At 36.9% G+C, this 22,676-nt stretch carries 13 protein-coding genes; 11 read left to right on the forward strand and 2 right to left on the reverse strand.

The genetic code is table 11. The features are described 5' to 3' along the window. The first annotated feature begins 327 nt into the window (after positions 1-327). The 3 genes from CD112_RS02445 (at position 328) to menI (ending at position 5,503) form a co-directional block, all read left to right on the forward strand. The gene (locus CD112_RS02445; protein WP_002480860.1) at positions 328-1,953 is read left to right on the forward strand and encodes a BCCT family transporter; all 1,626 of its coding nucleotides are present in this window, start codon (positions 328-330) and stop codon (positions 1,951-1,953) included. A gap of 263 nt (positions 1,954-2,216) precedes the next feature. Beyond that, on the forward strand, positions 2,217-4,922 hold the full coding sequence (acnA, locus tag CD112_RS02450; RefSeq protein ID WP_002480861.1) for an aconitate hydratase AcnA: 2,706 nt from the start codon (positions 2,217-2,219) through the stop codon (positions 4,920-4,922). Positions 4,923-5,041: 119 nt separating this feature from the next. Further along, positions 5,042-5,503, forward strand: a complete 462-nt coding sequence (gene menI, locus CD112_RS02455) for a 1,4-dihydroxy-2-naphthoyl-CoA hydrolase MenI (RefSeq protein ID WP_103363787.1) — start codon at positions 5,042-5,044, stop codon at positions 5,501-5,503. A 64-nt stretch (positions 5,504-5,567) separates the two neighbouring features. On the opposite strand, the gene CD112_RS02460 is transcribed toward menI, so the two are convergent. Together CD112_RS02460 and plsY are read right to left on the reverse strand one after the other, a co-directional pair. Continuing rightward, complete coding sequence (locus tag CD112_RS02460) at positions 5,568-5,864, reverse strand: HesB/YadR/YfhF family protein (RefSeq protein WP_002480863.1); 297 nt, start codon at positions 5,862-5,864, stop codon at positions 5,568-5,570. Between the two features lie 185 nt (positions 5,865-6,049). Next, positions 6,050-6,658 (reverse strand): glycerol-3-phosphate 1-O-acyltransferase PlsY, encoded by a 609-nt coding sequence (gene plsY, locus CD112_RS02465; protein ID WP_023015251.1) that lies wholly within the window; start codon positions 6,656-6,658, stop codon positions 6,050-6,052. Between the two features lie 292 nt (positions 6,659-6,950). On the opposite strand from plsY, the gene parE reads away from it, so the two are divergent. From parE to mprF, 8 genes are all read left to right on the forward strand, one after another. Then, positions 6,951-8,951, forward strand: a complete 2,001-nt coding sequence (parE, locus tag CD112_RS02470; protein ID WP_103363788.1) for a DNA topoisomerase IV subunit B — start codon at positions 6,951-6,953, stop codon at positions 8,949-8,951. Further along, positions 8,948-11,371 (forward strand): DNA topoisomerase IV subunit A, encoded by a 2,424-nt coding sequence (parC, locus tag CD112_RS02475; RefSeq protein WP_103363789.1) that lies wholly within the window; start codon positions 8,948-8,950, stop codon positions 11,369-11,371. The genes parE and parC overlap by 4 nt, the downstream gene beginning before the upstream one ends. A 288-nt stretch (positions 11,372-11,659) precedes the next feature. Continuing rightward, positions 11,660-13,123, forward strand: coding sequence for a glutamine transporter AlsT (alsT, locus tag CD112_RS02480; protein WP_002480867.1), 1,464 nt, complete (start codon positions 11,660-11,662; stop codon positions 13,121-13,123). Positions 13,124-13,387: 264 nt separating this feature from the next. Continuing rightward, positions 13,388-14,248 (forward strand): glucose PTS transporter transcription antiterminator GlcT, encoded by an 861-nt coding sequence (gene glcT, locus CD112_RS02485; protein WP_037556387.1) that lies wholly within the window; start codon positions 13,388-13,390, stop codon positions 14,246-14,248. 127 nt (positions 14,249-14,375) lie between these two features. Further along, positions 14,376-16,400: a glucose-specific PTS transporter subunit IIBC gene (gene ptsG / locus CD112_RS02490; RefSeq protein WP_023015247.1), complete on the forward strand. Its 2,025-nt coding sequence runs from the start codon at positions 14,376-14,378 to the stop codon at positions 16,398-16,400. Positions 16,401-16,521: 121 nt separating this feature from the next. Further along, on the forward strand, positions 16,522-18,600 hold the full coding sequence (gene ptsG / locus CD112_RS02495; protein WP_103363790.1) for a glucose-specific PTS transporter subunit IIBC: 2,079 nt from the start codon (positions 16,522-16,524) through the stop codon (positions 18,598-18,600). A 163-nt stretch (positions 18,601-18,763) separates the two neighbouring features. Further along, positions 18,764-19,990 (forward strand): AI-2E family transporter, encoded by a 1,227-nt coding sequence (locus CD112_RS02500; protein ID WP_103363791.1) that lies wholly within the window; start codon positions 18,764-18,766, stop codon positions 19,988-19,990. Positions 19,991-20,134: 144 nt separating this feature from the next. After that, entirely contained in the window at positions 20,135-22,660 is a 2,526-nt protein-coding gene (gene mprF / locus CD112_RS02505) for a bifunctional lysylphosphatidylglycerol flippase/synthetase MprF (RefSeq protein WP_103363792.1), read from the forward strand. Positions 22,661-22,676: the final 16 nt, after the last annotated feature.

Raw genomic sequence — 22,676 nt, forward strand, 5'->3', positions numbered from 1 at the left:
ATAAAATACATTTTTTTAGATGTTGGATTTTTTACTAATAGTAAGCGTTTGCTTAAAAAAAGTTAAAAATTCTTAGTTTTTTATCTGGTAAGAGGGTATGTTAAAGTAATGTATAATTTCAATGTAAGAAATCAAGTTGTTTATTGCTCAATGTATTTTTAATAAAATTGATTTTTATACGATTGTATAATCAATTTTCCTAAATTTGCCTATACAACTTGATTTTGTTATGATTATACTTGGTTTTTCACTAAAATGATATTTTGTTATAAAATATCAAAAGCATATCATTGACAACAAAATAAATCAGAAAGGGAGTAATTGATTATGGATTCTTCTCAAAGAGGTAAGAAGCTCTCACCAGTCTTTATTTACGCTTCAATTATTGTACTTATTGTAGTACTCGCTGGTGCAATCTTCCCATCACAGTTTGATCATGTAACAAATACAATCAAACTATGGATTACCGATAAATTGGGTTGGTATTACTTAATCTTAACTACAATCCTAGTATTCTTCTGTGTTTTCCTTATCTTCAGTCCAATTGGAAAACTGAAACTAGGTAAGCCTAACGACAAACCTGAATTCAATACGATTTCATGGTTTGCGATGTTATTCAGTGCCGGTATGGGTATCGGTTTAGTATTCTATGGTGCAGCAGAACCAATGGGACATTTTGCGGCGCCGCCAAATGCGAAACCTGAAACAGCTCAAGCCTATACTGAAGCGTTACGTTCTACGTTCTTCCACTGGGGCTTCCATGCATGGGCAACTTATGGTGTAGTAGCATTAGCACTTGCTTATGCACAGTTCAGAAAAGGAGAACCAGGTTTATTATCTAAGACTTTACGTCCTATTTTAGGAGATAAAGTAGATGGACCTGTGGGTACTATCATTGACGTATTAGCAGTCTTCGCGACTGTTGTTGGTGTAGCAGTATCATTAGGTATGGGTGCACTACAAATCAATGGTGGTTTACATTATTTATTCGGCCTTCCAAACAATGTTTGGGTACAAGGTATTATTATCGTTGTTGTGACTATCATGTTCATCGCATCAGCATGGTCTGGTATCAGTAAAGGGATCCAATACTTAAGTAACTTAAACATCGGTTTAGGTACAATTTTAATGATTGTTGCATTAATTATTGGTCCAACTGTTCTAATCTTAGACATGTTGACAAGCTCAACAGGTAGCTTGTTGAACACATTCTTAGCCAACAGCTTTGATACAGCAGCATTAAACCCACAAAAACGTGAATGGATGTCAGGTTGGACACTATACTATTGGGGCTGGTGGTTAAGCTGGAGTCCATTCGTAGGTGTGTTCATTGCGCGTGTATCTAAAGGACGTTCAATTCGCGAATTCGTTTCAGGCGTGCTATTAGTACCAGCATTAGTCAGCTTCATTTGGTTCAGTGTGTTTGGTGTACTAGGTATTGAAACTGGTAAAAAACACAAAGAAATCTTTGAAATGTCACCTGAGACACAATTATTCGCAGTATTTAATCACTTGCCTTTAGGCATTATATTATCAATTGTTGCGTTACTATTGATTGCATCATTCTTCGTTACTTCTGCAGACTCAGCTACATTCGTATTAGGTATGCAGACTTCTTATGGTTCATTAGAACCGGCATCATACATTAAAGTAACTTGGGGTGTTGCGCAATCATTAATCGCGTTCATCTTGTTATTCTCAGGTGGAGATACAGGCTTAAACTCACTGCAAAGTGCAGCGATTATCAGTGCCTTGCCATTCTCCATTGTGATCATATTAATGATGATTGCCTTCTACAAAGATGCGAACCGTGAACGTAAGTTCTTAGGCTTAACATTGACGCCTAATAAGCATCGTTTAGAAGAATATGTGAAATATTCACAACAAGATTATGAAGAAGATATTCTAGAAAAACGTAAAGTACGTCAACAATCACAAAATCTTGATTCTTAATTGAATTTTAGATGCGTTGTCTTTCAATTAATAAATTGAAAGGCAGCGCATTTTTTATTTTATTTAGGCTAAATAAATGAAAATTATTCTCAATACATAATAGATACTTATTACACGAACTCGATATGATAAGATATACTTATACATACTGATTATAAAACAAAAACAATGAACATTTGGTTTTTAATGAATATCAGTTGTATTCGCTATCATATCAATATACAATCTAAGTAAAGGCATAATATTAATCAGGGGGGATTTAGATGTCTTCTAACTTAAAAGAGCAAGCAAAGAAAACGTTTACTTTAAACGACAATACGTATACTTTTTACGATTTGCAGTCATTAGAAGAACAAGGTTTAACTAAAATCAACAAATTGCCATATTCAATTCGAGTACTATTGGAATCGGTATTACGCCAAGAGGATGGCTTCGTAATTACTGATGACCATATTAAAGAATTAGCAAAATTCGGTGATGGCGCTGAAGGTGAAGTACCATTTAAACCATCTCGTGTTATCTTACAAGACTTCACAGGTGTACCAGCAGTTGTTGACTTAGCTTCATTACGTAAAGCAATGGATGATGTAGGCGGCGATATTAATAAAATTAACCCGGAAGTACCTGTAGACTTAGTTATTGACCACTCAGTACAAGTAGACAGCTATGCGAATCCAGATGCATTACGTCAAAACATGAAATTAGAATTCCACCGTAACTTCGAACGTTACCAATTCTTAAACTGGGCAACAAAAGCATTCGATAACTACAATGCTGTACCACCAGCAACAGGTATCGTACACCAAGTTAACTTAGAGTACTTAGCTAACGTTGTACATGCAAGAGACGTAGATGGTGAAACAGTAGCATTCCCAGATACATTAGTCGGTACTGACTCTCATACGACAATGATCAACGGTCTTGGCGTATTAGGTTGGGGTGTCGGCGGTATTGAAGCTGAAGCAGGTATGTTAGGTCAACCTTCATACTTCCCAATTCCAGACGTAATCGGTGTTCGTTTAGAAAACCAATTACCACAAGGTGCAACAGCAACTGACTTAGCTTTACGTGTAACTGAAGAGTTACGTAAAAAAGGCGTAGTTGGTAAATTCGTAGAATTCTATGGTCCTGGTGTTCAACACTTACCATTAGCTGACCGTGCTACAATCGCTAACATGGCACCTGAATACGGTGCAACATGTGGTTTCTTCCCAGTTGATGAAGAATCATTAAAATATTTACGTTTAACAGGCCGTACTGAAGAACAAATTGAATTAGTTGAAGAATACTTGAAACAAAACCATATGTTCTTCGATGTGGAAAAAGAAGATCCTTCTTACACAGATGTTCTTGAATTAGACTTATCTACTGTAGAACCTTCTTTATCAGGTCCTAAACGTCCACAAGACTTAATTAAATTAGGCGACATGAAACAAGAATTCGAAAAAGCAGTGACTGCACCAGCAGGCAACCAAGGTTTCGGATTCGACGAATCTGAATTCGATAAAGAAGCAACAATCGAATTCGCAGATGGCCACACTGCTAAAATGACAACAGGTGATATCGCTATTGCGGCAATCACTTCATGTACAAACACATCTAACCCATATGTAATGTTAGGTGCTGGTTTAGTTGCGAAAAAAGCAGTTGAAAAAGGCATGAAAGTACCTGAGTACGTGAAAACATCACTTGCACCAGGTTCTAAAGTTGTAACTGGCTATTTAGATGATTCAGGCTTACAAGAGTACTTAGATGCATTAGGCTTTAACTTAGTAGGTTATGGTTGTACGACATGTATCGGTAACTCAGGTCCATTATTACCAGAAATTGAAAAAGCAATTTCAGGCGAAGACTTACTTGTAACTTCTGTATTATCTGGTAACCGTAACTTCGAAGGTCGTATCCACCCATTAGTAAAAGGTAACTACTTAGCTTCACCACCATTAGTTGTGGCATATGCTTTAGCAGGTACTGTAGATATCGACTTACAAAATGACCCAATCGGTCAAGACAAAGATGGCAACGATGTATACTTAGATGATATCTGGCCATCAATCAAAGAAGTTGCTGATACTGTTGAAAGCACTGTTACACCTGACTTATTCCGTGAAGAATACTCAGATGTATACACAAATAACGAAATGTGGAATGAAATTGAAACTACGGATCAACCATTATACGACTTCGATCCTAACTCAACTTATATCCAAAACCCTACGTTCTTCCAAGGTTTATCAAAAGAACCAGGAAAAATCGAACCGCTTAAAGATCTACGCGTGATGGGTAAATTCGGTGACTCAGTAACAACTGACCACATTTCACCAGCAGGTGCAATTGGTAAAGATACGCCAGCAGGTCAATACTTGCAAGAAAATGACGTACCAATCAGAGAGTTCAACTCATACGGTTCTCGTCGTGGTAACCACGAAGTAATGGTAAGAGGTACTTTCGCAAACATCCGTATTAAAAACCAATTAGCGCCAGGTACAGAAGGCGGCTTCACAACTTACTGGCCTACAGGCGAAGTAATGCCAATCTATGACGCGGCAATGAAATACAAAGAAGACGGTACTGGATTAGTTGTCTTAGCAGGTAACGACTACGGTATGGGATCTTCTCGTGACTGGGCTGCTAAAGGTACAAACTTACTAGGCGTTAAGACAGTTATTGCACAAAGCTACGAACGTATCCACCGTTCTAACTTAGTAATGATGGGTGTATTACCGCTTCAATTCCAAGACGGCGACTCAGCTGACAGCCTTGGATTAGATGGTACTGAAGAAATTTCAGTAGATATCGATGAATCTGTAAAACCACATGACAAAGTTAAAGTAACTGCTAAAAAAGAAAATGGCGAAACAATCGAATTCGATGTAATCGCTCGTTTCGATTCACAAGTTGAATTAGACTACTACCGTCATGGCGGTATCTTACAACTTGTATTACGTAATAAATTAGCAAATGCGTAAGGCATCAACCTTATTTTGATAGAACTTGATGTGAGGCTAAGATGGTGTAAAACTGTCTTAGCCTCTTCATTTTGTGCTATGATAAAACATGGAATGAGAATAGAAAGTGTGGCGTAAAAATGATATACAGTATTACTGAAATAGAAGCAAGATACCAAGAAACTGATAAAATGGGATTTATTTATCATGGGAACTATGCGACATGGTTTGAAGTTGCTCGTACAGACTATATAAGCAAGCTTGGCTTTAATTATGCCGATATGGAAGCGCGTGGCATCATTTCTCCAGTCACGCACTTAGATGTGAAGTTTATTAAACCTGTGACTTATCCTGAAAAAGTAAGAATAAAAACATGGGTAGAACGCTATTCACGTTTACGTTCTTTATATCGTTATGAAATTTATAGCGAAAAAGGAGAAATTGCGACAACAGGTTCAACTGAGCTGATATGTATGACAGAAGATACGCATACACCGATTCGTTTAGATCGTTATTTCCCAGACTGGCACGAAGTCTATCAAGAAGTAGAAAAACGAAACAAAGCTGGCGAACAATTTGAAGTGACTGATGGGATTCAATAATTAAATGAACACAAAAAACTGGGACATATGGATGCCCCAGTTTTATATGTGTTTAGAGATGCTATTAAAATTTGAAAGTAATTTCATCTTTGTCATCAACATCGATAGTTATTGATACATCTTCAAAGTACCATAAGTCTTTTTCGGCAATAATGATGTCTACACCGTCATAGTCTTGTTCAAATCCAATTTCAATGGGTTGATCATTGCGGTTATCAATATTGAATGCAGGGCTGAAACCTTGTTTGATTTGAGGTTCTCCGCCATAACGCACAAAGATGTGAATGGCTTTTCCTTCTTGAGGTAATTCAAACTCATCTTTGAACCAGTTGATTGCTTTATCTGTCAATTTCAATTCCATGGTAAAACTCCTCTCATTATTACCAAATATTATGCTGCATATAAAGATTTATATATAAGAGTATAACCGTTATAACACCATGATTAACCTTAAATGCTCAATTTCTTTAAAAAGTATAGAACGGATTTGACAAAATTTTGTATAGTTATAAAAAAACCGGAACACATTTTGTCCCGGTTTGTGATTTACATCCATTTAATTTTAGGCTCTTCACCTTTGAAGATTCTTATAATATTTGTACGGTGTCTGATAATCAATAAGACAGCAACGATGATGCTAACACCTAATAAGATATAATCTTGAATAATGAGTGATCCGATGACACAGCAAATAGCTGCGACGATACTTGATAAGGATACGTATTTAGTCAGTTTTAATGTAATAAAGAAGATAGCTGCTAAGATTAAGAGTAAAATCGGAGCAACACCTAATACGACACCCGCACTGGTTGCGACAGCTTTTCCACCTTTGAATTTAAGAAAGACTGGGAAAACATGTCCGACTATCGCAAATACACCGACAATCATACCATGTGTAAAGAACTCACTGATAGGTCCTGTCGTATGGATTGGGAACCATAGTGGAAAGAAAACTACAATAAAACCTTTAAATATATCTAAGAAAGTTACAGCAAATCCGGCTGGTCGTCCTAACACACGAAAACTGTTAGTAGCACCGGTATTACCGCTTCCATACTGTCTTATATCTTTTTTGAAAAATAATTTTCCGATTATGATACCGCTTGGGAATGAACCTACTAAGTAGGCGAGCAGCAGCATGAGTACAATCATCATTGACCTTGACACTTCCTTTATTGACGATAACGTTATTTTACCACACTCCAAGACTTTGAAGTGGACTGTTCTGTTATTTTCACGACACATTCTCGTTATATATAGTTTAAGCGACAATGTTCGATTTTCATAGTAACAAAATCTTTTATCGAAAGAAATCTTTTTTCGTTAGGTTGTAAAATGTTATCGTATGCAAATCAATTTCTGACTTGCATTTTGATTTGATTTAAGTAAGAATGTTTATTGTAATGTTTTATAAACGAACGTACGTTTGTAGGAGGCGAAGAATCGATTGGCAACAAATAAACGACAAAACTATTCGGACGATTCTATTCAAGTACTTGAAGGATTAGAAGCAGTCCGTAAAAGACCAGGAATGTATATTGGGTCAACCGATAAACGTGGTTTACACCACTTAGTATATGAAATCGTAGATAACTCAGTAGATGAGGTATTGAACGGTTATGGTAATGAAATCAAAGTGACTATCAATAAAGACGATAGTATCACAATAGAAGATAACGGACGCGGGATGCCGACGGGAATTCATAAATCTGGTAAACCGACAGTCGAAGTTATCTTCACAATCTTGCATGCCGGAGGTAAGTTCGGCCAAGGCGGCTACAAAACATCAGGCGGCTTACATGGTGTAGGGGCTTCTGTAGTTAACGCATTGAGTGAATGGTTAGTCGTTGAAATTTATAGAGACGGCTTTATTTATGAACAGCGTTTTAATAAAGGGGGATTACCTGCCACTGGTTTAGAGAAAAAAGGAAAAACACGTAAAAAAGGAACGAAAGTAACGTTCAAACCTGATCCAGAAATCTTTAAATCAGCCACATCATTCAATTTTGATACATTAAGCGAACGCCTACAAGAATCAGCCTTCCTTTTAAAAAATCTAAAAATCACTTTAACAGACTTACGTTCTGGTAAAGAAAGAGAAGAAATTTATCATTATGAAGACGGCATCAAAGAATTTGTGTCTTACGTCAACGAAGGCAAAGAAGTTTTACATGATGTTGCGACGTTTTCAGGAGAAGCCAATGGTATCGAAGTCGATATCGCTTTCCAATACAATGATCAATATTCTGAAAGTATCTTAAGCTTTGTCAATAACGTACGTACTAAAGACGGCGGTACACATGAAGTCGGATTTAAAACTGCGATGACACGTGTGTTTAATGATTATGCGCGTCGCATTGGTGAATTAAAAGCTAAAGATAAAAATTTAGATGGTAATGATATTCGTGAAGGCTTAACAGCGATTATTTCTGTCCGTATTCCTGAAGAGTTATTACAATTCGAAGGACAAACGAAGTCTAAACTAGGTACGGCGGAAGCAAGAAGTGCAGTAGATAGTGTAGTCGCAGAGAAACTACCTTTCTACTTAGAAGAAAAAGGACAATTATCTAAATCACTTGTCACGAAAGCAGTGAAAGCACAACAAGCCAGAGAAGCTGCACGTAAAGCACGTGAAGATGCACGTTCTGGTAAAAAGAACAAACGCAAAGATACTTTATTGTCTGGTAAGTTAACACCAGCACAAAGTAAAAATACAGAGAAGAAAGAACTGTATCTTGTAGAGGGTGACTCTGCAGGTGGTTCTGCTAAACTCGGTCGTGACCGCAAATATCAAGCTATTTTACCATTACGTGGTAAGGTTATTAATACTGAGAAAGCACGTTTAGAAGATATCTTCAAAAATGAAGAAATCAACACTATCATTCATACGATCGGTGCAGGTGTAGGAACTGAATTCAAATTAGAAGACAGCAACTATAATCGTGTCATTATTATGACCGATGCCGATACAGATGGTGCACATATTCAAGTTTTATTATTAACGTTCTTCTTTAAATACATGAAGCCGCTTGTACAAGCAGGCCGTGTCTTTATTGCCTTGCCGCCACTTTACAAATTAGAAAAAGGCAAAGGTAAAGCGAAGAAAGTAGAATATGCCTGGACAGATGATGAACTAGAAAATCTTCAAAAACAATTAGGCAAAGGTTTCAGCTTACAACGTTATAAAGGTTTAGGTGAGATGAACCCTGACCAATTGTGGGAAACTACAATGAATCCAGAAACGCGTACGTTAATTCGCGTTAATGTTGAAGATGAAGTTCGTTCATCAAAACGTGTGACGACGTTGATGGGTGATAAAGTTGCACCGCGTCGTGATTGGATTGAACGACATGTACAATTTGGTATGCAAGAAGATCAAAGTATTCTAGAAAATGATGAAATCGAAATTCTAGATCAAGAAGCATACGATGAGGAGGAAGTAAATTGAGCGAAATCATCCAAGACCTTTCGTTAGAAGATGTCATTGGCGACCGCTTCGGCCGCTACAGTAAATACATCATCCAAGAACGTGCCCTCCCAGATGTCAGAGACGGTTTAAAGCCGGTACAACGTCGTATATTATATGCGATGTACTCAAGCGGCAATACATTTGATAAAAACTTCCGTAAGAGTGCCAAAACAGTCGGTGATGTTATCGGACAATTCCACCCTCATGGCGACTCTTCTGTTTATGATGCGATGGTGCGTTTAAGTCAAGACTGGAAATTGCGTCATGTGTTAATTGAAATGCATGGTAATAACGGGAGTATCGATAATGACCCGCCAGCTGCGATGCGTTATACCGAAGCGAAACTCAGTCAACTTTCTGAAGAATTATTACGCGACATCAATAAAGAAACAGTTTCGTTTGTGCCGAACTATGATGATACTACAACAGAACCGATGGTATTGCCTGCGCGTTTCCCTAACTTATTAGTGAACGGTTCCACAGGGATTTCTGCAGGTTATGCGACAGATATTCCGCCGCACAACTTAGGTGAAGTCATTAATGGAACTTTGAAGTTCATTGATAATCCAGATATTACAGTGAATCAGTTAATGAAACACATAAAAGGGCCGGATTTCCCGACTGGCGGCATTATTCAAGGTGTCGACGGTATTAAAAAAGCATATGAAACAGGTAAAGGACGTATTGTTGTTCGCTCTATGGTGGAAACTGAAACGTTACGTAACGGCAGACAAGAATTAGTAGTGTCTGAAATTCCATATGAAGTGAATAAAAGTGCGTTAGTCAAAAAGATTGATGAATTGCGTGCAGATAAAAAAGTGGATGGTATTGTCGAAGTACGTGATGAAACAGACCGTACGGGATTACGTATTGCGATTGAATTGAAAAAAGATGTTAATAGTGAAGCGATTTTAAACTTCTTATACAAAAATACAGATTTACAAATCTCTTATAACTTCAACATGGTCGCAATCAGTGAAGGACGCCCTAAACAAATGGGCATCCGCCAAATTATCGATAGTTACTTGAATCACCAAATTGAAGTTGTGACGAAACGTACGCGCTATGACTTGTTCCATGCTGAAAAGCGTATGCATATTGTTGAAGGCTTAATGAAAGCTTTATCTGTGTTAGATGAAGTCATTGCGATTATCCGCGGATCTAAAAACAAACGTGATGCGAAAGATAATTTAGTCGCAGAGTTTGACTTCACTGAAGAACAAGCAGAAGCTATTGTGACATTGCAATTATATCGTTTAACAAACACTGATATTGTGGCGCTTGAAGCGGAACATAAAGAATTAGAAGAGCAAATCAAAGGCTTACGTCATATCTTAGATAACCACGATGCTTTATTAAACGTGATTAAAGATGAATTGAAAGAGATTCGTAAACGTTTTAAATCAGAACGTTTATCTCGTATTGAAGCAGAGATTTCTGAAATTAAAATCTCTAAAGAAGTGATTGTGCCGAGTGAGGAAACAATTTTAAGTTTATCTAAAGATGGTTACATCAAACGTACTTCAATCCGAAGCTTCAATGCGAATAAAGTAGAAGAAGTCGGATTAAAAGAGGGCGACAGCTTATTACGTTACGTAGAAACGAATACGCAACATATCGCTTTAGTCTTTACAGATAAAGGCCGTTATCTCTACTTACCAGTACACAAACTATCTGATATCAAGTGGAAAGACCTTGGTCAGCATATTTCACAACTTGTGCCGATAGAAAATGATGAACGTGTCATTGATGTCTTTACTGAACCAGATTTCAAACAAGAAGCGGATTATTTAATGTCCACGAAAAACGGTATGATCAAGAAAAGTGAGTTAGGTCTGTTTAAGACAACACGTTTCAATAAACCGCTGATTGCGATGAAATTAAAAGATGACGATGTAGTGATTAATGTGATGCGTATTGAAACACCGCAATTACTCTCAGTCATTACACATACAGGTATGTCATTAACTTATAGTTCTGATGAATTATCAAGTACTGGTTTACGTGCTGCAGGGGTGAAATCGATTAACCTTAAAGATGAAGACTATGTAGTGATGACACAAGTCGTACATCCTGATAATACGATTTTAATGGCAACACAAAGAGGTGCAGTTAAACGTATCGGCTATCAAGTGTTAACAGAAGCTAAACGTGCACAACGCGGTATTAAACTGTTGAAAGAACTAAAAAGCAAACCGCATCGTATCGTAGGTGCTGATGTGATTGAAAATCCAGCTGCGACGTATACATTGTATTCAAACAAGGATACTTTCACAGGTACTGTCGGAGATGTACATTTAACAGAACAATATACAAATGGCTCATTTGTGGTTGATGTAGATAGCTTCGGAGATGTTGAAGCATTATCTGTATCAGATATGAGTGAACCTGAAGCATAAATTTAATGAAGTAAAGCTGTTCAAAAAAGGGACGTATATCCCTTTTAATTTGAACAGCTTTTCTTTGTGAAGGATAAGGTTTTTCAAAAAAATATAGTCAGATAATTGCTAAGATGATAAAATATAGAGTAAATCAAATGAAATAACAAGTGGTAGCACATTCTTTTAGAATCCTGCCTCTTGGTATTTTTTTTATTTAAGTGGTGTATATTGAAGAAAGCAGTCGATATATTCCATTGTTATGTATCAGATATACATAAATATTTAACAGAATATGAGGTAATAAATGTGAAAGATTTTGATAGTTTAGTACCTGGTTGGTTTAAAGCATTTGTTGAAGTAGGGAATGACTTGATTTGGTCACAATACTTAATCGGTTTACTGCTGACTGCAGGACTTTTCTTTACAATCAGCTCCAGGTTTATACAGTTTACGTCATTTGGAGAAATGTTTAGAGCGTTAGTGGAAAAACCTGAAACATTAGATAGCGGTGAAAAAGGGATTTCACCTTTCCAAGCTTTCGCAATCAGTGCAGGGTCTCGTGTAGGTACGGGTAATATTGCCGGTGTTGCGACTGCGATTGTCTTAGGTGGTCCTGGTGCAGTCTTTTGGATGTGGGTCATCGCGTCTATCGGTGCTGCCAGTGCGTTTGTAGAATCCGTTTTAGCACAAGTTTATAAAGTACCTGATAAAGCAGGCGGTTTCCGTGGGGGACCAGCGTACTATATGACAAAAGGTTTGAATCAAAAATGGTTAGGTGTCTTATTTGCGGTATTAATTACGATTACATTCGCTTTTGTGTTTAATACAGTACAAGCCAATACCATTGCAGAATCATTGAAAACACAATATCATATCAGCCCAGTCGTAACAGGTATTGTCCTTGCAGTATTAACAGGAATTATCATTTTCGGTGGTGTAAGAAGTATCGCAACATTGTCTTCATATATCGTTCCGATTATGGCAATTATTTATATTGGTGTGGTATTAGTCATCTTAATCATGAACTATGACCAAATCATTCCAATGATTTTAACAATTTTCAAGAGTGCCTTTGGGATTGAACAAGCGACTGGCGGTGCAGTCGGTGCGGCAGTATTACAAGGGATTAAACGTGGTTTATTCTCAAACGAAGCCGGTATGGGTTCTGCGCCGAACGCGGCAGCAACAGCAGCTGTACCACACCCAGTAAAACAAGGTTTACTTCAGTCATTAGGTGTATTCTTCGATACAATCTTAGTATGTACTGCAACAGCAATCGTTATTTTATTATACGGCGGTTTACAATTTGGTGAAGGTGCACCACAAGGGGTTGCGGTAACACAATCAGCATTGAACGAACACTTAGGCAGTGCAGGCGGTATTTTCTTATCTGTCGCAATTACATTGTTCGCATTCTCATCTGTTATCGGTAACTACTATTATGGTCAATCTAACATTGAATTCTTATCTTACAATAAAACGGTGTTATTTATTTTCAGATGTTTAGTTGTATTATTAGTCTTCTTTGGTGCAGTCGTGAAAACAGAAACAGTATGGAGTACTGCGGATGTCTTCATGGGCTTAATGGCAATCGTCAATATTATTTCTATCATTGCCTTGTCTAACATTGCACTGGCTGTGATGAAAGATTACCATGACCAACGTAAAGCTGGTAAGAAACCGATCTTCAAACCAGAGAACTTGGAAATCAATTTATTTGGTATTGAATGTTGGGGCGATCCAGCTAAACAATTATCACGTAAAAAATAATAAATAGAGTATGAGTTGAATAAGAGATTCAACCATTTGCTTCCCTTATCACACACATCATGTGTTGTTGATAAGGGATTTTATTTTTTTAGAAGTATAAAAAATGACAAATTATTGTATTTCTAGAGAAGAAAAACATGAAATAATAAAAAATAGTCCAAGTATGTACAAGGATATGGTAAAATAATTTCTAATTCAGCGCTATCAATAGTGAAATGGGCTATAATGAATAGGATAGAGTATTGAGGAGAAAAGGTGATCTTCATGAGCAGCTACGTGATAGAGAAAGCATTAAATAATAACGTCATCATCTGTAAAGATGAAACACAACAGCACGAAGTCGTTCTTATCGGAAAAGGTATCGGTTTTAATAAGAAAAAAGGGATGCGCTTATCTGACAAAGCAATGATTGATAAAGTTTATAAATTAGAACATAAATCTGAACAAGAACATTATAAAGCATTAGTAGAGATGGCTGATGATGATGTTTTACAATCAATTATTGAAGCGATTGATATCATCACGAAAGCGGATCGCTCAGTTGATGATAATGATTTAGTCGTCGCGTTAACGGATCATATCTTGTTTGCGTATAAACGTATCAAACAACAGCAATTTATTAAAAATCCATTCTTAATTGAAACGAAACAGCTATACCCTGAATCATATCAAATTGCGGTTCAAGTGATAGAGCATTTAAACGGCTTGTTAGATATTGATTTTCCAGATGATGAAATCGGCTTTATCGCGTTACATATCGCAAGCAGTAAAGATGATTTAACTTTAAGCGAAGTAAGATTGACGAATGAGATTATCAATAAAAGTGTTCAAATTATGGAACATGATTTAGGTTATACAATTGATACAAGTTCGATTATCTATCAACGCTTTATCCGCCATATCCAATTCTTAATCAGACGCTTGCAAAAAGGTGAAACTATTCAAGTCAATGAAGATTTCGGAAACATGTTGAAAGCGCATTATCCCGTGTGCTATAATATAGCTGTTAAAATCATTAAAATGATGCAGCAGCATCTTGAAGTTCCTGTCTATGAAGCGGAACTCTCGTATCTGACGTTGCATATTTATCATTTTGCGAATAAAAATCAAAATCATAACGTGTAACTAATTCGATTAGGCATGAGTCATGAAAGTTGGTCGTACTTCCAGCTTTTATTACTCATGCCTTTTTTCTTTGCTGCTATGTCGCTAGGTGATGTTTACAACTTTATAAATTTAGGAGGAAACTTTTATGTGGAAAAAGTTTTTCGGTCAATTGCAACGTATTGGTAAAGCGTTAATGCTTCCTGTTGCGATCTTACCGGCAGCGGGTTTACTTTTAGCATTAGGGAACGCCTTTCAAGGCGATGCGCTTCAAAGTTTACTGCCTTTTATTAAAGTAGAAGGTGTTCAAAACGTTGCGAAAATGATGGAAGGTGCTGGTGGGATTATCTTTGATAACTTGGCCATTATCTTCGCATTAGGTGTCGCAATCGGGTTGGCTGGCGGAGATGGTGTTGCAGCTATCGCAGCATTCGTCGGTTTTATTGTATTAAACAAAACAATGGGAATGTTCTTAAATGTAACACCTGAAAAAGCAGCAGATGCTGCAAAAGGTTTTGCGACAGTATTAGGAATTCCGACACTGCAAACGGGTGTGTTTGGCGGTATCATTATCGGGGCTTTAGCGGCCTGGTGTTATAACAAGTTCTATAACATCTCGCTGCCAAGTTATTTAGGATTCTTCGCAGGGAAACGTTTCGTACCAATTATGATGGCGACGCTATCATTTATTTTAGCGTTTCCAATGGCGATTGTTTGGCCATTTATCCAAGGTGGCTTAAACGCATTCAGTGAAGGTTTATTAGCATCAAATACAGGATTAGCTGTATTCTTATTCGGTTTCATTAAACGTTTATTGATTCCGTTTGGTCTACACCATATTTTCCATGCACCGTTCTGGTTTGAATTCGGTTCATATAAAAACTTGGCGGGTCAAATCATTCATGGTGACCAACGTATCTTTATCGAACAAATTCGTGATAACGTACCTTTAACTGCAGGTAAATTCATGCAAGGTGAATTCCCAGTTATGATGTTCGGTTTACCAGCAGCAGCACTTGCGATTTATCAAACAGCGAAAAAAGAAAATAAAAAAGTGGTTGCTGGTTTAATGTTATCTGGTGCTTTGACATCATTCTTAACAGGTATCACTGAACCTTTAGAATTCTCATTCTTATTCGTAGCACCATTATTATTCTTCATTCATGCAGTGTTAGATGGTTTATCATTCTTAATTCTTTACTTATTAGATGTGCACTTAGGTTACACATTCTCTGGTGGATTTATCGACTTCTTCTTACTCGGTATCTTGCCGAATAAGACACAATGGTGGTTAGTTATTCCAGTTGGATTAATTTATGCGGTTATTTACTATGTTATCTTCCGCTTCGTCATCCAAAAAATGAACTACAAAACACCAGGTCGTGAAGACAAAGAGATGCAGACATCTACAGTTTCAACAAATGAATTACCATTCAAAGTGTTAGACGCGATGGGTGGCGAATCTAACATCAAACACTTAGATGCATGTATTACACGTCTACGTGTAGAAGTAAATGATAAAGCAAAAGTAGATGTACAAGGTTTGAAAGATTTAGGTGCTTCAGGTGTGCTTGAAGTCGGTAATAACATGCAAGCGATCTTTGGTCCGAAATCAGATCAAATCAAACATAATATGCAACAGATTATGGATGGTAAAATCACATCTCCTGAAGAAACTACAGTGATTGATGAAGGCGATGCAACAACGAAAGTAGCGCAAACAGGTGACGCAGTGATTTATGCACCGATTACAGGTGAATTAGTAGATATTACAGAAGTACCAGATAAAGTATTCTCTGAAAAAATGATGGGCGACGGTATCGCAATCAAACCAGATAATGGTGATGTTTATGCACCATTCGACGGTACTGTGAAAATGGTCTTCCCAACAAAACATGCGATTGGTATTGAATCAGAAGATGGCGTGGAATTATTGATTCACTTCGGTTTAGAAACTGTTAAACTTGAAGGTCAAGGTTTCGACATCTTAGTTAAAGAAAACGATAACTTCGTTTTAGGCCAACCTTTAATGAAAGTCGACTTAGATTATATTAAAGAACATGCTGAAAGTACGATTACACCAATCGTCGTTACAAATTTAAATGATCGCACATTAGAAGTGTTACAACATGGCCATGTTAACCATGGTGATAAAGCAGTCTTAATTAAATAGAAACAGCTACACAGAAACAACACCTTAGACACTTTAATCGATGCGTCATGCACATTGAGCACGAGCTATGAAACTCTAGGAGGTTTCTAGCTCGTGCTTTTTTTATACAAGGAGGTTATCTATGAAACAGTTATTCAAATTCTTTTTTGGACAATTACAACGTATTGGTAAAGCCTTAATGTTGCCAGTGGCGATTTTACCTGCAGCCGGGATCTTACTGGCGTTCGGTAATGCGATGCACAACGAACAAATCTTACACTACGCACCTTGGATGGAAAATCATTATATTCAGATGGTCAGTCAGATTATGGAAGTATCTGGTCAGGTCATCTTTGATAACTTGCCATTACTCTTTGCGATGGGAACAGCACTTGGTTTAGCAGGCGGTGATGGTGTTGCTGGTATTGCGGCACTAGTCGGTTATTTAATTATGAATGCGACCATGGGTAAAGTCGTAGGTATTACAATTGATGATATTTATTCTTATGCTGAAGGGGCTAAAACGTTAGGACAATCAGCAAAAGACCCGGCACATGCTTTGATATTAGGCATACCGACCTTACAAACAGGTGTATTCGGCGGGATTATTATCGGGGCTTTAGCAGCGATATGTTATAACCGCTTCTACAACATTCAACTTCCTCAATTTTTAGGATTCTTTGCTGGGAAGCGATTTGTACCGATTATTACATCATTAGTCGCAATCGTGACAGGGATTGTTTTAAGTTTTGTATGGCCACCTGTTCAAGATGGCTTAAATAACTTATCTAATTTCTTATTAGGTAAAAACTTAGCTTTAACGACATTTATTTTCGGGATTATTGAACGTTCACTTATTCCATTTGGTTTACATCATATCTTCTATGCACCATTTTGGTTTGAGTTCGGATATTATACAAATGAAGCGGGTAACTTAATTCGTGGTGACCAACGTATTTGGATGGCACAATACCAAGATGGTGTGCCATTTACGGCAGGGGCTTTTACCACAGGTAAATATCCATTTATGATGTTCGGTTTGCCAGCAGCAGCGTTCGCGATTTATTGTCAAGCGAAACCAGAACGTAAAAAAGTAGTCGCAGGTTTAATGTTATCAGCAGGGCTTACAGCCTTTTTAACAGGGATTACAGAACCATTAGAATTCTCATTCTTATTTGTAGCGCCGATTCTTTATGTTGCACATGTCATTTTAGCAGGTTCTTCATTCTTAATTATGCATTTATTAGGCGTTAAAATCGGTATGACCTTCTCAGGCGGTTTTATTGATTATATTTTATATGGCTTATTATCATGGGATCGTTCCAATGCGTTATTAGTGATTCCAGTCGGTATTTGTTATGCAGTTGTGTACTACTTCTTATTCACATTCTTAATTAAGAAAATGAACTTGAAAACACCAGGTCGTGAAGATCAAGAAGTGACACAAACGAACGTGTCAGTGAGTGAATTACCATTTAAAGTATTAGATGCGATGGGTGGTAAAAACAACATTAAACATTTAGATGCATGTATTACACGCTTACGTGTAGAAGTGAATGATAAGTCTCAAGTAGATGTTCAAGAATTAAAAGATTTAGGAGCATCAGGTGTCCTTGAAGTCGGCAATAATATGCAGGCGATTTTCGGACCGAAGTCAGATCAAATCAAACATGATATGCAACAGATTATGGATGGCAAGATTACGTCTCCAGTAGAAACGACAGTAACAGAAGATGGTGATGCAGAAACAGCAGAAGTTGTAGCTGAGGGCGGTGCAGTAATTTATGCGCCGATTACAGGTAAAGTCGTTTCGCTTTCAGAGGTGCCTGACCAAGTCTTCTCTGGCAAAATGATGGGAGACGGTTTTGCGATTCAACCATCTAAAGGTGAAGTCTACGCACCATTTGATGGTACAGTGAAGATGATCTTCCCAACCAAACATGCACTGGGTTTAGAATCTAAAGACGGCGTAGAATTATTAATTCATTTCGGCTTAGAAACCGTTAAATTGGAAGGCCAAGGCTTTGATATTTTAGTTGAAGCAGGGGATAAAATTGTACTGGGCCAACCGTTGATGAAAGTAGATTTAGATTATATTGAGAAACATGCGGATAGTACTATCACACCGATTATCGTCACAAATCAAGAACAACCAGAAATAGAGTTGGTTCATGAAGGTGAAGTGACACATGGGGATAAAATCGCTATAGTCAAACCATAGTAAAACAAACACAAACTGGTGTCTAAATTCTTTTAGGCATCAGTTTTTATTTTTAGGGTTAGGGGTAAAGAGTAGCGTTGAAGGGAATGATAAATAAAAAGTTTCTTTTTTTACAAAATAGCGATAAAATATGATTAATCAATAGCAAGGAATGGTGAAGTACATGGAAAATAATGATAAACCGAAGCGTTTTTCGCTGAGTGAAACACGGTTTATGAGATTTATCGGAGGTAAGAACTTGATGTTCGGTCTTCTGATGTTGATTATGATTGGATTAACAATATTTATATTTGATAAAGTATCGTACATATTCCACCCGTTTGTGATCATATTCAATACGATTGCAGCGCCGGTTATTTTAGGTTTGATCTTATTCTACTTGTTAAATCCAGTTATTCAATTTATGGAACGTTATAATATCCCAAGACTATGGGGGATTATTATTCTGTTTTGTTTCGCTGCAGCGGTGATTGCGTTAGTGGTTAATTTACTAATTCCAGTCATCAGCGATCAAATCAAAACGTTCGCGCATAACTTCCCACGTTATGTAGATAAATTTAATGAAATGGTTGATCAAGTAACCAGCTGGTCGCATTTTGCGGGTATGTCTGATTTCTATACGCAAATTCAAGATCAGCTTGATAAAATAGCGAAGAAAGTACCGACAATGGTTTCAGATTTCTTTGATGGTTTCGGAACGAAGATTATGTCAATCGCTGAAGCGGTTGTGAATATTGGTGTGGTTATCGTCACAACACCATTCGTACTCTTCTTCTTCTTAAAAGATGGTCATCGCTTCAAAGCAGGTTTAACAAAAGTGATGCCACCGAAATATCGTCAAGATGTGCATGAAGTAATTGAAAGCATGAGCTTACAAGTAGGTTCATATATCCAAGGTCAAATCATTGTATCATTTTGTATCGGTATCTTACTCTTTATCGGTTATTCGATTATCGGTTTAGATTACAGCTTAGTTTTAGCGAGTATTGCGGCAGTCACTAGTGTGGTTCCTTATTTAGGACCAACCATCGCAATTTCTCCAGCTATTATTATGGCATTGATTACATCACCGATTATGTTAGTAAAATTAATTGTTGTGTGGACAGCAGTTCAATTTATTGAAGGTCACTTTATTTCACCTAACATCATGGGTAAAACATTAAAGATTCATCCTTTGACAATTATCTTTGTATTATTATGTGCAGGTAATTTACTTGGTATTGTGGGTGTCATTCTCGCAATTCCTGGTTATGCGGTCATTAAAGTGTTAGTCACACACTTATTCGGTATGTATAAACGTCGTTATAACCGTTATTATGGTCAAGATTCAGGACCTTATGAAGTTGCTGATGATGAGTGGGCAGATAATCCGAATAATCAATTGAAGTAAAGTAACGTATAAGGCATGACACTTTTGTTAGGTGTCATGTCTTATTTTTTTGGTGCTTTGACATATAGTTATGTGGTAACATTTTGGTATATTATAAATCATTTCATGAATTGCTTGAAATGGTGTGAGGAATTGAGGGAAACAATGTCAAAACAATTAAAAGGTCGATTAATCACCGGTGCGAAAATTGTGTTTGCGACTGTTCTTTTTATCTTAGTTGTGACGACTTTATACAAAGAACTCTCAACCATGAACTTTAAAAAATTATTTGTACTGTTTGAAAAATTGAATCGTGTTGAATTAACGAGTCTGTTAGTTGCTGGTGGCTTATCTATATTATTATTAAGCCTGTATGATGTGACGATGGTACGGACTTTAAAATTGAAAATGTCTTTATTTAAAGTATTGCGTGTCAGCTATATTATCAATGCGTTGAATTCTATTATCGGATTTGGAGGCTTTATAGGTGCGGGTGCACGTCTATCAGTCTATAAACCTTACGTGAAAGATACGAAAACGTTATTGCATTATATTTCATTGGTTTTATTATCGATGTTGACTGGTTTAAGCATGCTGTCGATTCTAGTCGTGACCCATGTCTTTAATGCGAAACATTTACTGAATGATTATCCAGTAGTACATGTTTTACTCTATGTGGTCGCATGTTTCTTGCCTGTATTTATCTTTATCACAATTAAAAAACCAGTAGAACCGTCTCGTCGTTTTACAGGTGTCTATTTAACACTAGTGTCAGGTGTGGAATGGTTAGCCGCAAGTTTTGTACTCTATTTTGCATTACGAATTGTCAACTTAGATGTGTCATTCACATCATTTGTCGGTATCTTTATTATTGCGGCGATTGCCGGGTTAATCAGTTTTATTCCTGGTGGTTTCGGGGCATTTGATGTCGTGATTTTAGTCGGCTTGAAGCACTTGAATTTACCAGAAGAAAAAATTGTCTTAGCGTTGATGTTATATCGTTTTGCGTATTATATCATTCCAGTGATTATTGCGTTAATCTTATCAATGTTTGAATTTGGTACTTCAGCTAAACGTTATATTGAACAATCGAAGTACTATACACCAGCAAAAGAAGTGACTTCATTTTTATTTTCATATCAAAAATCTATCACTTCTAAAATTCCATCGCTTTCTTTAGCGGTACTGGTTATGTTTACGAGTTTAGTCTTTATCTTAAATAACGTCAGTATTATTTATGAAGGCTTATATGATCCGAATCATATGTTTTATTATATTGTGGTGACGATTCATACGAGTGCTTGTTTAATTCTGATGTTGAACGTTCGCGGTATCTTTAAACAAAGCCGCAGAGCCATATTATTTGCGATGGTTTCTATCGTGTTGATCTTTGTGATTACAGTGTATACGAATACCTCATTTTTATTAATTACGTGGTTGCTTGTGGTATTTGGTTTATTGATTTATGCCTTTATGAAAGCACAAGTCTTAAAACGTCCGATTCGTTTACGCCATATAGTTTCAATGCTGATTATTAGTATTGTTATGTTGACACTGAATCACTATATGATTGTCTTTGTATTAGATGCGGTAGATGCTTACCGTATTGAAGTAGATAACTCAATGTTACGTTATTACTTATGGTTGACCATTCTTGTCGTTATTATTATCGTGACGTTTATTGTCTGGTTATTTGAAAATGCATATCGTAAAGATTATCCAGCCAATGATATCGAACAGTGTGAAGCGATTATCGAAAAATTCGGCGGCAACTATTTAAGCCATTTGCTTCATAGTGGAGATAAAACTGTGTATATGGATGAATCGAAAGAAGCGTTTGTGATGTATCGCTTTAAACTTAATTGTATTGTGGTATTAGGTGATCCGATTGGTAATCCTAAACGATTTAATGATTTGTTTGAATCGTTGTACCATTATGCTAGAGATTTGGGTTATGAAGTGATTTTCTATCAAGCGACAAATCGTCATATGCCGCTATATCATGATTTTGGTAACCAGTTCTTTAAATTGGGTGAAGAAGCGGTCATTGATTTAGCGACATTTACAACTTCTGGTAAAAAACGCAGAGGATTCAGAGCAACGTTAAATAAACTAGAAGACCAAAATGTTCACTTTGAGATTATAGAACCGCCATATACAGATGAATTCCTTAAGGAGTTGGAAGATATTAGTGATCAATGGTTAGACGGCAAAAATGAAATGCATTTCTCAGTCGGCCGTTTCACACATGACTATTTATCAAAAGCACCGATTGGAATTCTAAAAGAAGAAAATGGCCGTGTCATCGCATTCTGCAGTTTAATGCCGACGTATTACAATGATTCCATTTCAGTAGATTTAATTCGTTGGTTGCCAGATGTAGATTTACCGTTGATGGATGCGCTCTATCTGCATATGTTGTTATGGAGCCAAGAAAAAGGCTACAAAGCATTTAACATGGGTATGGCGACCTTATCCAATGTCGGTCAAAATGAATACTCATATTGGAATGAACGTGTCGCAGGTAAAATCTTTGATAACTTTAATACGTTATATCGCTTCAGCGGTTTAAGACGTTATAAAGACAAATTCAAACCAGAGTGGGAACCACGATATTTAGTTTACTCAAGACACAGTTCCTTATGGCAAAGTATGATTAAAGTGTTGTTAGTGATTCGCTCTAAACACTAGTTGAACGGTTTCATAC

This window comes from Staphylococcus simulans (assembly GCF_002902285.1).
Taxonomy (GTDB): domain Bacteria; phylum Bacillota; class Bacilli; order Staphylococcales; family Staphylococcaceae; genus Staphylococcus; species Staphylococcus simulans.

What these genes read in the sequence shown, in the direction of transcription:
- ptsG (WP_023015247.1), top strand. Translation starts at nt 14,376, where the DNA reads ATGTGGAAAAAGTTTTTCGGTCAATTGCAACGTATTGGTAAAGCGTTA.
- ptsG (WP_103363790.1), top strand. Translation starts at nt 16,522, where the DNA reads ATGAAACAGTTATTCAAATTCTTTTTTGGACAATTACAACGTATTGGT.
- CD112_RS02445 (WP_002480860.1), top strand. Translation starts at nt 328, where the DNA reads ATGGATTCTTCTCAAAGAGGTAAGAAGCTCTCACCAGTCTTTATTTAC.
- mprF (WP_103363792.1), top strand. Translation starts at nt 20,135, where the DNA reads ATGTCAAAACAATTAAAAGGTCGATTAATCACCGGTGCGAAAATTGTG.
- CD112_RS02500 (WP_103363791.1), top strand. Translation starts at nt 18,764, where the DNA reads ATGGAAAATAATGATAAACCGAAGCGTTTTTCGCTGAGTGAAACACGG.
- glcT (WP_037556387.1), top strand. Translation starts at nt 13,388, where the DNA reads ATGAGCAGCTACGTGATAGAGAAAGCATTAAATAATAACGTCATCATC.
- plsY (WP_023015251.1), bottom strand. Translation starts at nt 6,658, where the DNA reads ATGATGATTGTACTCATGCTGCTGCTCGCCTACTTAGTAGGTTCATTC.
- CD112_RS02460 (WP_002480863.1), bottom strand. Translation starts at nt 5,864, where the DNA reads ATGGAATTGAAATTGACAGATAAAGCAATCAACTGGTTCAAAGATGAG.
- menI (WP_103363787.1), top strand. Translation starts at nt 5,042, where the DNA reads ATGATATACAGTATTACTGAAATAGAAGCAAGATACCAAGAAACTGAT.
- acnA (WP_002480861.1), top strand. Translation starts at nt 2,217, where the DNA reads ATGTCTTCTAACTTAAAAGAGCAAGCAAAGAAAACGTTTACTTTAAAC.